Source organism: Mycobacterium sp. 852002-40037_SCH5390672 (genome assembly GCF_001665875.1).
Taxonomy (GTDB): Bacteria; Actinomycetota; Actinomycetes; order Mycobacteriales; family Mycobacteriaceae; genus Mycobacterium.
This window is the reverse complement of record NZ_LZTA01000062.1, coordinates 1-12,505: the sequence shown is the minus strand read 5'-3', so window position 1 is coordinate 12,505 and position 12,505 is coordinate 1. Positions and strand designations below refer to the sequence as shown.

At 71.3% G+C, this 12,505-nt stretch carries 12 protein-coding genes; 4 read left to right on the top strand and 8 right to left on the bottom strand.

From position 1 onward, the window contains the following. Positions 1-70 precede the first annotated feature (70 nt). On the top strand, positions 71-727 hold the full coding sequence (locus A5782_RS09910; protein WP_067098741.1) for a cation transporter: 657 nt from the start codon (positions 71-73) through the stop codon (positions 725-727). A 4-nt stretch (positions 728-731) separates the two neighbouring features. Here the strand turns inward: A5782_RS09910 and ctpC are convergent, their stop codons facing one another. From ctpC to A5782_RS09890, 4 genes are all read right to left on the bottom strand, one after another. Continuing rightward, entirely contained in the window at positions 732-2,969 is a 2,238-nt protein-coding gene (gene ctpC / locus A5782_RS09905) for a manganese-exporting P-type ATPase CtpC (protein ID WP_067098738.1), read from the bottom strand. A 10-nt stretch (positions 2,970-2,979) separates the two neighbouring features. Then, positions 2,980-3,261: a DUF1490 family protein gene (locus A5782_RS09900; protein WP_067098735.1), complete on the bottom strand. Its 282-nt coding sequence runs from the start codon at positions 3,259-3,261 to the stop codon at positions 2,980-2,982. A 112-nt stretch (positions 3,262-3,373) separates the two neighbouring features. Further along, positions 3,374-4,102, bottom strand: a complete 729-nt coding sequence (locus tag A5782_RS09895) for a TIGR03089 family protein (protein ID WP_197694180.1) — start codon at positions 4,100-4,102, stop codon at positions 3,374-3,376. After that, positions 4,090-5,562 carry an LCP family protein gene (locus A5782_RS09890; protein ID WP_067098732.1) on the bottom strand — a complete coding sequence of 491 codons (1,473 nt, stop codon included), beginning with the start codon at positions 5,560-5,562 and terminating at the stop codon, positions 4,090-4,092. Before A5782_RS09890 ends, A5782_RS09895 begins: the two co-directional genes overlap by 13 nt. Before the next feature lie 109 nt (positions 5,563-5,671). Here A5782_RS09890 and rfbD point away from each other — a divergent pair, with 109 nt between their 5' ends. The 3 genes from rfbD to A5782_RS09875 are packed head-to-tail and all read left to right on the top strand — an operon-like array spanning position 5,672 to position 8,532. Next, positions 5,672-6,577 carry a dTDP-4-dehydrorhamnose reductase gene (rfbD, locus tag A5782_RS09885; RefSeq protein WP_067098729.1) on the top strand — a complete coding sequence of 302 codons (906 nt, stop codon included), beginning with the start codon at positions 5,672-5,674 and terminating at the stop codon, positions 6,575-6,577. Then, positions 6,537-7,454, top strand: a complete 918-nt coding sequence (locus A5782_RS09880; RefSeq protein WP_156623872.1) for a glycosyltransferase family 2 protein — start codon at positions 6,537-6,539, stop codon at positions 7,452-7,454. The genes rfbD and A5782_RS09880 overlap by 41 nt, the downstream gene beginning before the upstream one ends. Position 7,455: 1 nt before the next feature. After that, the gene (locus tag A5782_RS09875) at positions 7,456-8,532 is read left to right on the top strand and encodes a sugar phosphate nucleotidyltransferase (RefSeq protein WP_067098722.1); all 1,077 of its coding nucleotides are present in this window, start codon (positions 7,456-7,458) and stop codon (positions 8,530-8,532) included. Here A5782_RS09875 and A5782_RS09870 read toward each other — a convergent pair. The 4 genes from A5782_RS09870 to A5782_RS09855 form a co-directional block, all read right to left on the bottom strand. Continuing rightward, positions 8,529-9,074 (bottom strand): NUDIX domain-containing protein, encoded by a 546-nt coding sequence (locus A5782_RS09870; protein WP_067098913.1) that lies wholly within the window; start codon positions 9,072-9,074, stop codon positions 8,529-8,531. The two genes, A5782_RS09875 and A5782_RS09870, sit on opposite strands and share 4 nt — an antisense overlap. Beyond that, complete coding sequence (locus A5782_RS09865; RefSeq protein ID WP_067098719.1) at positions 9,071-10,666, bottom strand: class I SAM-dependent methyltransferase; 1,596 nt, start codon at positions 10,664-10,666, stop codon at positions 9,071-9,073. The genes A5782_RS09870 and A5782_RS09865 overlap by 4 nt, the downstream gene beginning before the upstream one ends. 10 nt (positions 10,667-10,676) lie before the next feature. Beyond that, complete coding sequence (locus tag A5782_RS09860) at positions 10,677-12,029, bottom strand: coenzyme F420-0:L-glutamate ligase (RefSeq protein ID WP_067098716.1); 1,353 nt, start codon at positions 12,027-12,029, stop codon at positions 10,677-10,679. Continuing rightward, the coding region (locus A5782_RS09855; protein ID WP_197694179.1) for a 2-phospho-L-lactate transferase CofD family protein at positions 12,026-12,505 on the bottom strand (480 nt) is incomplete at its 5' end. The genes A5782_RS09860 and A5782_RS09855, both read right to left, overlap by 4 nt.

The window sequence follows — 12,505 nt, the reverse complement described above, 5'->3', positions numbered from 1 at the left end:
TGCGACACAGATCGATCACGGCCGGGCGTTGCGGGCACGGGCCCCGCCGGGGCGCCGCTAGCCTCGCGCCATGACCCCTTCGGTTGCCATCGAGCAAGAATGCGGGAGCATCGCGGCCCACGACGCCGACCGCCGGCGCGGCGCCGGGTGGGCGCGCCGGTTGGCCTGGATCAGCCTGGCGGTGGTGCTCGTCGAGGGCGTCGTCGGGCTGTGGCAGGGGCTCTTGGTCTCCTCCGTCGCCCTGACCGGCTGGGCCCTGGGCGGAGCGTCGGAGGCGCTGGCGAGCGCCATGGTGGTGTGGCGGTTCAGCGGTGCGCGTGCATTTTCCGAGAGCGCCGAGCGGCGAGCGCAGCGCGGTGTCGCGGTGTCGTTCTGGCTGACAGCTCCGTACATCGCCGCCGAATCCATCCACGAGCTGACGGGTGACCACCACGCCGAGACGTCGGTGATCGGCATCGGGCTGACCGCCTTCGCGTTGGTGCTCATGCCGGTGCTGGGGCGGGCCAACCATCGGTTGGGCACCCGGTTGGGCTCGGGGGCCACCGAGGCCGAAGGAATCCAGAACTACCTGTGCGCCGCCCAGGCCGCCGGGGTGCTGATCGGCCTTGCGATGACGACACTGTGGTCCGGCGCGTGGTGGATCGACCCCGCGGTGGGGCTGGCGATCGCCGGGGTTGCGGTGTGGCAGGGCGTGCGCGCCTGGCGTGGCGAGGATTGCGGCTGCTGAACCCTCAGCCTGCGCGATCGCCGTTCGATGCGCCACGCGGAGCATCGAGGCGGTAGCGGATCAGCCGGGAGCTGTTGGCCACCACTGCCACCGACGACGCGTTGTGCAGGATGGCGGCCAGTACGGGGGACAGCGCGCCGCCGGCGCCGATGATCAGGCCGGCGGCGTTGACGGCGATGGACATGCCGTAGTTCTCCTGGATGACGTCGACGGCGCGGGCGCCCAGGTCGCGCACGTCGAGCAGGCGGTGCAGGTCGTCGTTGGCCAGCGCCACGTCGGCGGTCTCGACGGCCACGTCGGTGCCGGCCAACCCCATGGCGATGCCGATGTCGGCGGCGGCCAGCGCGGGGGCGTCGTTGATGCCGTCGCCGACCATGCCGACGGTGTAGCCCTGGTCCTGCAGTTCGCGCACGGCGGCGAGTTTGTCCTCCGGCATCACCTCGGCGCGCCACTCGTCGATCCCGAGCTCGCCGGCCACCACCTCGGCGATGTCGGGGTGATCTCCGGTGAGCATCACGATTCGGCGAATACCGCCTGCGCGCAACTTCTCCAGCACGTCGGCGGCCTCGGGACGCACCTCGTCGCGCAGGCTGATCAGCCCCACCAGTTTGCCGTCCACGGCCAGCAGCAGCGGGGTCTCGGCCTGGCGGCGCAGCCTGTCGACCCAGTCCTTTGCCTTCTTGGACACCTTGACTTTTTCGGCCTGCAGCAGCCCGGGGCTGCCCAGCAGCAGGGTCCGGCCGTCGGCCCAGGTCCGCATGCCCAGCCCGACTAGGACCTCGCACTCCTCGTGCGGCGGGATGGTGATGTGGCGTTCCTCGGTGGACCGGATCACCGCCTCGGCCAGCGGATGCCGGGAGTGGATCTCCGAGCTGGCCGCATACGCCAGCACCTGTTCGGGCTGCCAATCTGAGTGCAGCGCAATGATATTGGTGACCACCGGGCGCCCGACGGTGAGCGTGCCGGTCTTGTCGAACACGATCGCGTCCACCCGGCCGGCCTGCTCGAGGTGTGAGCCGCCCTTGATCAGGATGCCGCGTCGCGCGCCGTTGCCGATCGCCGCGCTGATCGCGGTCGGGGTGGCCAGGCCCACCGCGCACGGGCAGGCGATCAGCAGCATGGTCATCGCCCGGCGGACGTCACCGGTGATCGCCAAGGTGATGGCCGAGACGATGAACGAGGTGGGAACGAAACGGCGCGAGAAGGTTTCGCCGACGGTCTGGATCGGCGCGCGGTCGTGCTGGGCCTCCTCCACCCGGGTGATGATGCGACCGATGGTGGTCTGGTTGCCGACCGCGTGGGCGCGCACCACCAGGCGCCCGCGCACCACCACCGAACCCGCGTGCACGTGCATGCCGACCACCACGCTGACCGGCAGGTTCTCCCCGGTGATCGCGGACTGGTTGACGATCGCCTCGCCGTCGACCACCTCGCCGTCGACCGGTATGGCGACATGGTCGTGGACCACGACCTCGTCGCCGATCTGCACGGTGTCGATCGGCACCTGCACCTCGGCCCTCGGGCCGGCTTGCGCGTCGTCGGTCAGCCGGATCCAGGCCGTGTCCTGGCTGCCGCGCAGCAGTTCGGAGATGGCCCGGCGGGTCCGCCGCAACGTCAGATCCTGAAGGTACTCACCGATATTGAGCAGCCACAGCACGGTCAGCGCGACGACGTTCTCACGCAACACCAGGCTCGCCACGGTCGCCGCCGAGACCAGCGCGTCGGTTCCGGCCCGCCCGGAGCGCAACGAGCGCAGCGCGCCGCGCAGGAAGGGATAGCCGGTGAAGACGGTGACCCCGGTGGCGAACAACCGGCCGCTGGGGCCCAGCAGTGGCGGGCGCGCGAAGACGTAGCGGCGCACCCCCAGCAGCGCCAGCGCGGCGCCGCCGACGACCATGCGCAGCACGTCGGCGTTGCGGATCTCCTCCGAATGCGGCGCGCGGGCCGGGATGAGCTCGGCGGCGACGTGCGCCGCCTCGCCGATGGCGGCCAGCACCGCGGAACGCTCAGCGCGCCGGGGCGAATACCAGACGACGACCGATCCGGTGCGCGGGTAGGCGTGCACCACGCGCACACCCTCGCACTTGGCGACGGCCTCTTCGACCGCCACGGCGCGCCGGGAGTTGGCGCGCACCCACTCGACGGCGACCCGCATGCGTCCGGCCGCGTCCGAAATGACTTGCAGCGCGGGGTCTTCGGTTCGCGCCTCGTCTGCGATGTCGGGGACTAGGGCGAGGTCCATATCGGAAGGATCAGTGCTCGTGGTCGTGGGTGTCGCCGATCGAGGGGGTGGGCGCCTCCTCGCCGATGCGCTCACGGGCCTCGGCCATGACGTCGGCGAGCTTGAGCCGCGCCGACTCGGCGGCCTCTTCGGCCTTGCGGGTGCCGCGCAGTCCGAGCTCGGCCCCCTTGACCGCGGTCTCGTGCAGCGGCGCCTTGGCCACGGCCTTGCGCGCCACCTCGTAGGCCGTCACGCCGACCAGCCCGGTGAATACCGTGCCCGCCGCCTTTCCCAAGAGCCCGTACACCGCCATGGCCGCAACCTTCCTCTCGTCTTACGCGTTCAGCCCATGCTTGCACGACGTTAACATCGAAATATTGCGATATCAATATGTATTGGCCGGGCCGAGTGACGACCCGGCGCCCTTACAGCACCCGGGTGACTTTTTCGGTCTCGATCCGGCGCGTTTGCGCGGTGGGATCCGCGTTGGCCACCTGCACCAGCGAGCCGCCGACGGCCATGATCGCCAGCAGCCCGTCCACCAGTTCGGCGGGCCCGGACCACGATGCGCCGGACAGCACCCGGTCGCTCGACGTCAAACCCCTTGCCGCCGCCGAGCTTTGACAATCGGCCAATACCTCCTCGGCCGACCGCCCGCTCAGCGCCGGACCGGGACGCGCTTCGGCGACGATCTGATCGCCGTGCACCCGCACCGCGGTGGCATAGTCCGTCACGCCGATCGGCAGGTCGGGCACCGGGCGGCCGAACGGGTCCAGCGACAGCACCGCCACCTCACCCCCCGACACCGCGTCGTCGGCTTCGTCGAGCCGCTCGGGGGTGCACAGGGCGATGTCGCAAGCCGGCTCGGCCGGGCCCGTCAGCACCGCCTCGGCACCGATCCACCACACCCCGAACAGCACCGCCGCCGTCTGCCAGTGGGCGGGTAACAGGATCGCCACCCGGCTGGCCGGCCCGGCACCCAGCTCGTCGCGCAGCAGGTTGCCCGTCTTGGCGGCCCAGTTGGCCAGCGTCACCGCGGACAATTCGATGCGTTCGCCGGTGTCGTCGTCGTAGTAGGTGATCCGCGGCCCGACCGGATCGGCCCGCAGCATCGGATCGAGGATGCCCCCGCTCAGCGTGATCAGTTGATGCACTCCGGCTTGTCGGAGCCGGCGGTCAGGATCGGCGACGGCGCGGGAACGCCTGCGCCGGCCGACACCGCACCGGCGGTGGAGACCCGGGCGGGCACGATCGTCGCGCCGCCGGAAAGGCCCGAGCCCGGACCGCTGTAGTCGTTGGCCAGCACCACCCGCACCGCACCCGGCGCCAGCGAGGCGTCGGCGACCACCGGCAACCCACCCAATTCCTTGGAGACCTCCTTGGCCCCCAGGTCGTCGCTCTTGGCGGCGCGCACCTGGCTGGCCTTGACGTGCCCGCCATCGTTGTTGCCCACCGTACCCGCGGCAAAGCCCTTGGCGCTCAACACGTCTGATACCGCCGCGGCCAACCCGTTGATATCGGTGTCGTTGACAACGCTGGCGGTGGTCTTCGCGGGTGTGTAGGCGATCTCCTCGGTCTTGCCCTGTTCCTGATCGTGCAGCAGGCCACCGACCCAGTCGGCGACCTGATGCGGGTCCAGCCGCACCACGCTCTGCATGCCGTCGTCGCTCCAGCCGGCGCCGTCGAGCACCGGAATGGTGGCGAAGGCGACGTTACCCCCGGCCAGCTTCTGCATCTGCTGCACGAAATCCATGACGTCCCAACCGGCGGAGATCACCACCGAGCGCTGCACGGCGGACTCCAGCCGCCTGACCGTGGTGGGGCTGGACAAGGTCTGGCCGGAGATCACCCGGTGGGCCAGCGAGGCCATCACCACCTGCTGGCGCACCACCCGGTCCAGGTCACCGCGGGGCAGTTCGTGACGCTGGCGCACGAAGCTGAGCGCCTCCGGCCCGTTGAGTCGTTGCGGGCCGGCCGGGAAGTCCGCACCCGAGAGCGGTTCGAACACCGGCTCCTTGAGGCAGACGTCGACGCCGCCGAGCGCGTCGGTGATCAACGAGAAGCCGAGCAGCCCGATCTCGGCGTAGTGGTCGACGGTGACGCCGGTGAGGTCGGCGACGGTCTTGATCAGCGCCTCGCGACCGGCCTCGGTGCCCTGGGCCGCGGCGTCGGTGGCGGAGTCGCCGGCCCTGACCAGGCTGGCGCGTTTGGCCTCCCGGGTCTGGCCGTAGACGCCGTTGATCTTGGTCTTGCCCAGGCCCGGCGCGGCGACGTAGGAGTCGCGCGGGATCGAGATCGCGGTGGCCGACTTCCCGCTGTTGGGGATGCGGATCAAGATGATCGTGTCGGTGTTGGTGGCTTCCTCGTCGCCGGCCTTGAGCGCGTCCAGTTCCGCTTGCGACAACGGGTTGCCGTGCGCGTCGGTGCGGCTGTCCAGGCCGACCAGCAAGATGTCGATCGCGCCGTCGTCGCCGCCCTTGCCCAGCGAGGGCGCGGACATGTGAAAGATGCCGTCTTCGAAGGACCGGACGTTGCTCCACGCGATCCCGGTGCCGAGGACGACCGCGAGCGTCAGCGCGGTGGCAATCACACGAACCACACGTTGCACAGGCATCCCACTACATTACTTGTGACACAGCAGCTTCACGGGTAGCCAGCCCCCGCGCGCCCCGGGGCGTGGTCCGCGCGTCCTCGGGCTTTTCACGCCATGCGAAACTCGAACCATGTCTCCCAGGATCGTGATCGCCGGTGCCGGTGGGCAGCTGGGCGGCTATTTGACCTCGCTAGCCGCAAGTCAGGGCCGTGACACGCTGGCGCTGACGTCGTCGCAGTGGGACATCACCGACCCCGCGGCAGCCGAGCGGATCGTGCAGCGCGGCGACGTGGTGATCAACTGCGCGGCCTACACCGACGTCGACGGCGCCGAGAGCGACGAGGCGGGCGCGTTCGCCGTCAACGAAACCGGTCCCGGGCACATCGCGGCGGCCTGCGCGAAGGCCGGCGCCCAGTTGGTCCACGTCTCCACCGACTACGTGTTCAACGGGGACTTCGGCGGCGCGGCGCCGCGGCCGTACGAGCCCAGCGATCAAACCGCGCCGCAGAGCGTGTATGCCCGCAGCAAGGTCGCGGGGGAGCGGGCCGTGCTCGCGGCGCTGCCCGAGGCGGTCGTGGTCCGCACCGCCTGGGTCTACACCGGCGGCACCGGCAAGGACTTCGTCGCGGTGATGCGCCGCCTGGCGGCCGGGGACGGCCCGGTGAACGTGGTCGACGACCAGACCGGGTCCCCGACCTACGTCGGCGACCTGGCCGCCGCGCTGCTGCAGATCGTCGACGATCGCGTGCCCGGCCCGATCCTGCACGCCGCCAACGAGGGCGCCTGCTCGCGGTTCGAACAGGCCCGCGCCGTCTTCGAAGAATGCGGCGCCGACCCGCAGCGGGTGCGTCCCGTCACCACCGCACAGTTCCCGAGGCCGGCACCGCGGCCGGCCTACACCGCGCTGGCCAGCGGTCAGTCCGTCGCGGCGGGGATGCGGCCCCTGAGGCCCTGGCGCCCTGCGCTCGTCGCGGCGCTGGCCGCCTCCGATAGCGATGTCGCGGCCGATCGACCGTTACCCTCTACGCGTGACTGACGTCCTGCCGGTCGTGACGGTGACCTACTCACCGGGCCCACACCTGGAGCGCTTCCTGGCCTCGCTGTCGCTGGCCACGGAGCGCGAAGTGTGCGTGCTGCTGGCCGACAACGGCTCCACCGACGGCACCCCGCAGGCGGCCGTCGATCGCTATCCCAACGTGCGGCTGTTCCACACCGGAGCCAACCTCGGCTACGGGACGGCGGTGAATCGTGCCATCGCACGACTGGACGGCGACGACGACTGGGTGATCGTCGCCAACCCGGACGTGCAGTGGGGCCCGGGCAGCATCGACGCGTTGCTGGACGCCGCGTCGCGCTGGCCGCGCGCCGGTGCGCTGGGCCCGCTGGTCCGCGATCCAGACGGGTCGGTGTATCCCTCGGCGCGGCACCTGCCCAGCCTGATCCGCGGCGGCATGCACGCCGTCGTCGGACCGTTCTGGAAGAGAAATCCGTGGTCGGCCGCATACCGCCAGGAGCGGCTGGAGCCCAGCGAGCGGCCGGTGGGCTGGCTGTCGGGGTCGTGCCTGCTGGTGCGCCGGTCGGCGTTCGGCCAGATCGGCGGTTTCGACGAGCGCTACTTCATGTATATGGAAGACGTCGACCTGGGCGACCGGCTCGGCAAGGCCGGCTGGCTTTCGGTCTACGTGCCGTCGGCGGAGGTGCTGCACCACAAGGGTCACTCCACCGGAGGAGACCCGGCCAACCATCTGGCCGCACACCACAAGAGCACGTATATGTTTCTGGCCGACCGGCATTCCGGTTGGTTGCGCGCCCCGCTGCGCTGGACGCTGCGTGCCTCGCTGGCGCTGCGTTCCCGGCTGATGGTGCGCAGCGCGCTGCGCGCGTCCGGGCGGCGAGTAGAAGGGCGACGCTGAGGTGGGAACTCCAGAAGTCGATGTGGTGATCCTGGTCGGAGGCAAGGGCACCCGGCTGCGGCCGCTGACGCTGTCCGCGCCCAAGCCCATGCTGCCCACCGCGGGCCTGCCGTTCCTCACGCATCTGCTGTCGCGGGTCGCCGCGGCGGGCATCGAGCACGTCATCCTGAGCACGTCGTATCAGGCCGCGGTGTTCGAGGCGGAGTTCGGCGACGGTTCCAAGCTCGGCCTGCAGATCGAGTACGTCACCGAGGAGCGGCCCCTGGGCACCGGCGGCGGCATCGCCAACGTCGCAGGGCATTTGCGGCACGACACCGTGATGGTGTTCAACGGCGACGTGCTGTCCGGGTCCGACCTGGGCCAGATGCTCGACTTCCACTCCGCCGAGGAATCCGACGTGACCCTGCACCTGGTCCGGGTGGGCGACCCGCGGGCGTTCGGCTGCGTGACCACCGAGGAAGGCCGCGTCACCGCGTTCCTGGAGAAGACCCAGGATCCGCCCACCGACCAGATCAACGCCGGGTGCTACGTCTTCTCGCGTCAGATGATCGACCGAATTCCGCGCGGCCGCGAGGCCTCGGTGGAACGTGAGGTGTTCCCCGCTCTGCTGTCGGATCCCGACGTGAAGGTCTGCGGCTACGTCGACGCCAGCTACTGGCGCGACATGGGCACCCCCGAGGACTTCGTGCGGGGCTCGGCGGATCTGGTGCGCGGCATCGCCCCGTCGCCGGCGCTGCACGGCCACCGCGGCGAGCAGTTGGTGCACGACGGCGCGGCGGTGTCGCCGGGTGCGGTGCTGGTCGGCGGCACGGTCGTCGGGCGCGGCGCCGAGATCGGCCCCGGTGTCCGGCTGGACGGCGCGGTGATCTTCGACGGCGTCAAGGTCGAGGCCGGCAGCGTGATCGAGCGCTCGATCATCGGCTTCGGTGCGCGCATCGGCCCGCGGGCGCTGATCCGCGACGGCGTGATCGGCGACGGCGCCGACATCGGTGCGCGCTGCGAGTTGTTGCGGGGCGCCCGGGTGTGGCCCGGTGTGTCGATTCCCGACGGCGGTATCCGCTACTCGTCCGACGTCTAGGCGGGTTCGGCTCGCCTGGCCTGGGCGACCAGATACTCCAGCGCGTAATCCGTCCCGTCCGGCAGGGCGTCGGCGGGCCACCACCGCAGGTCCTCCGACTCGTCGCTGATCGCGATCTGCGCGCCGGCCGGCGCGTGCGCCACGAATTGCAGGTCCAGGTGGCGGGTCGGCACGCCCAGCGAGCAGACCACCGGATGCACGTGCACCGCGGCCAATCGGGGTTTCATGCGCAGCCCGTCGATCCCGGACTCCTCGGTGGCCTCGCGCAGCGCCGCGGCGACGATGTCGGCGTCGTCCTCGTCGCAGTGCCCGCCCAACTGCACCCACCGGCGCAGGCGGCGATGCAGGGTCAGCAGCACCCGGTCGCCGGAGTGGTCGAGCACCAGCGCCGACGCGGTGACGTGGCCGGGCACGCACTCGCGCCGGCAGGCATCGCTGCGGGCGTGCACGAAGGCCAACACGGCGTGGCGCAGCGAATCCTGCGCCGCGTCGGGGGGTTCCCAGTCCGACAGGAGCGCGATCGTCGACTCCCGAACGCTCATCGCGACCGCCGCCGCTTGCGCCGATCCCGCAACGACGCCCACGCCGCACGGCAGTCCGCCACCACCTCGGCCGGCACTCCCAGGCCGTCGATCAGCACGCGACGGTCGACGACGTCGAGCGCCTTGTCGGTCTCGTTGGCCTTCAACAAGAGGTCCACGTCGCAGGCGAGCTCGGCGTCGGCGTGCGCCGGCCGGGGAATGGGCAGCTGCTCGGCTTCGCGGGGTTCCAGCTCCAAAACGCCCCCGCCGTAACTGCGGCCCATGATCTCGGCGAAGGCGAACGTCACGCTGTTGTGGAACACCGCGGCCAGCGCGGCGGGGTCGACCCGGGTACCGGAGCAGGCGGTGAGGCGCACCCGGTGCACGGTGTCGGTGCTCGTGGCCGCGGCGGCGTTGACGGTCAGCCGCGGCGCCCGGTGGATCTGGCGCAACAGGAACAGGTCGGGCGCCCACAGCGACGGCGTGCTCCACCAGGGCTTGCGGATCGAGCACTTGTAGCCGCGGTGCACCCCGGCCGCTTCACCCGCGCGGATGTGGGCGCTCAACGCGGCATCGTCCGGCTCGCGCGGCGCGTTGAGCAGCCAGCTGCGCTGCCCGGCGGCGAGATCGCTTGCCCGGCAATCGGTGTCGTAGATCAGCCCGGACAGCTGGGCGCTGCGCGAGACGAGCGGGACGCAGTGCGGCCGCAGCCCCAGCTCATCGGCCCGGGCGTCGGTGAAGGTGAAGAACGCGTTGCGCCCGGTCACGATGCCGACCTCCACCCTGGCCACCGCCCCGAGCCGGGTCAGGGTGCCCGAGCCCTTGAGCGCGCGCAGCAGCCGGATCGCGGCGGGGTCCAGAAAGTACTTGGTCCACTTCTCGTTGTCGTGTACGCGTGCGGGCTCGGAAGGAAGATGTTCCACGCCCAGATCGGCGCCCGCCAGGGCGTCGGCGTCCTTGAGGTGCACGGTGCGGATGCGCGCGGGGCCGGCGCCGATGACTCCGCAGAACAACACGACCTCCTGCAGGATGCCGTCGAACACCAGGCGCTCGAAGGTCAGCAGGGTGATCTCGCGGAATCGGCTCAGCAGAAAGTCGCGTAACTGTGCGGCGTAGCTGACCTGGAGCAGCTCGGCCGGAAGCACCAGTCCCACCCGCCCGCCGTCGCGCACCAGCACGGTGCTCGCCACGACGAATGGAACCCAGGCGTTGGTCAGCCTGGTGGGACGCAGGCCAACGCGGCGCATCAGATCCAGCGCCGGATCGCGCAGCTCCGAGGACCAGTTGCCGAACCGGATGTAGGGCGGGTTGCCGGCGATCCCGTCCCATGCGCCGGCCTGCGCGCCGGCGAGCCAGGCGAACAGGCTCTGGTTGTCGACGGGAGCGAACCGGCGCGACTTGGCCGCCTCGTCGGCGATCAGCTCGACGCCGCGGACCTGGTTGCTGAGCGCGGCCAGCTCGCGCAGGATGGCGCCGTCGCCGCAGGAGGGTTCGACGATCCTGGGTCCCGCCGCACGGACCCAGGCGGCCAGGAAGCGGGCCACCGGCGCGGGGGTGTAGTAGCCGCCGCGGACCTTGTCGGCCGAGGCCGCCGCCTTGCCCGCGAACGTCATGGGCTCAGTATCACTTGCGGATCAGCAGATTACCGGCGTCCGCCGGATCGCGCGGCCCGGCGGGCTCGGCGGCGTAGCCGATGGCGATGGCCCCCAACGGCTCCCAGTCGGCGGGCAACTCGAGCTCGTTGCGCACCAGGTCGGCGGCGAAGATCGTCGAGCCGATCCAGCAGCTGCCCAGCCCCCGCACCGCCAGCGCGACCAGCAGGGCCTGCACGGCCGCGCCGACCGCCACGGTGAACATGGTGTGCTCGGCGTCGGTGCGGGCGGCGTCGGGATAGGAGTGGGCGCCGTCGGGGACCAGGATCGGGAGGACGACTTCGGGCGCGTCGTAGAGGATCCGGCCGCGCGCCACCCGGCGGTCGATCGAGTCGGCGGGCCGGCCGTCACCGGAAAGGTCGGCGCGCCACTTGTCCTGCATGCGGTCCAGCAGCCGGGTCCGGGTGGCCGGGGTCTGCAGCCAGACGAACCGCACCGGGCGGGTGTGGTGGGGAGCCGGTGCGGTCAGGGCTTCGGCGACGGCGTCTTCCAGCAGCTCCGCCGGCACCGGTTCGGCGCTGAACCGGCGCACCGATCGGCGCAGCAGCTGCGCCTCGCGGCGGCCCATGTCGAGGGCTTCGGCGGTGCCTAGCCAGAACAGGTCCTCGGTGCCCGGGCGCAACAACTGCCGCGCCGTCGAGCCGTCGTCGGTGATGGACAGGCCGCGCACCACCGCCACGGGCATCGCGGTCAGTTTGCCCTTGACCAGATCGGCGGCCCCGGCGATCTCGTCGGCGATCGCCACCTCGGTGACCAGCAGCTCGTTGCCGTGTTGGTCGACTGCCCCGGAATAGCCGTGCAGCACAGCCAAACCCGACGCACCCACGGCCGCGTCGGTCTGGCCGTTGCGCCAGGCGCGGCCCATCGTGTCGGTGATGACCACGGCGACATCGACACCGAGCCGCTCGCGCAGCGCGGCCCTCAGCGCCGCGGCGCTGCCGTCCGGGTCGACCGGCAGCAGCGCCAGTTCGTCGCGCCCGACGTTGGATCCGTCCACGCCCGCGGCGGCCTGCACCAGGCCGATCCGGTTCTCGGTGATCAGGGTGCGGCCCTTGCGGGCCAACACCCGGACGGCTTCGTCGTCGACCAGCTTGCGCCTCAGTCGATCGCGCTCCTCGGGATCCTGCGGCGCCGGCACCAGCCGGCCCTCGCATTTGGACACCGCCTTGCTGGTGACCACCACGACGTCGCCTGCGCGCAACCACGGTGCGGCCGCGGCCACGGCCGCACCCAGATCGTCGCCCGGTCGGAATTCGGGCAGCCCGACAACGGGCAGGATCTCGATCGCGGCGGCGGTGCCGTGCTCGCCGGGCGAAGGCGTCATGGAGCGACCCCCGCGACGTCCAGTCCGGCGCTGACCATCTCGGCCGTCGCCTTCGGGTCGGTCATCACCAGCGGCACCGAGCGCACCGCGACGCCGTCGATGTCGGCGTGGTCGTCCTCACTCACGAGCCAGCCATCCAGGATGCCGGTGTCCCGGCGGGCCCCGTAGTGGCGGCCGACGGCCTCGGCGGTGGACTCGACCCCGATCACCGAGAGGCAGGCATCGGCCATGCCGCGCAAGGGCTTTCCACCGATGATCGGTGAGTAGCCGACGATCGGGGCGCGCGCCGCACGCAACGCGCCGCGAATGCCGGGCACGGCCAGGATGGCGCCGACGCTCACCACCGGGTTCGACGGCGCCAGCAGGATGACGTCGGCATCCGCGATGGCCGCCGTGGCATCAGTTGTGGCGGCCGCCTTTTCGGCGCCCACGAAGGCGAAGCTGTGCGTGGGCACCCGGGCCCGGTAGCGCACCCA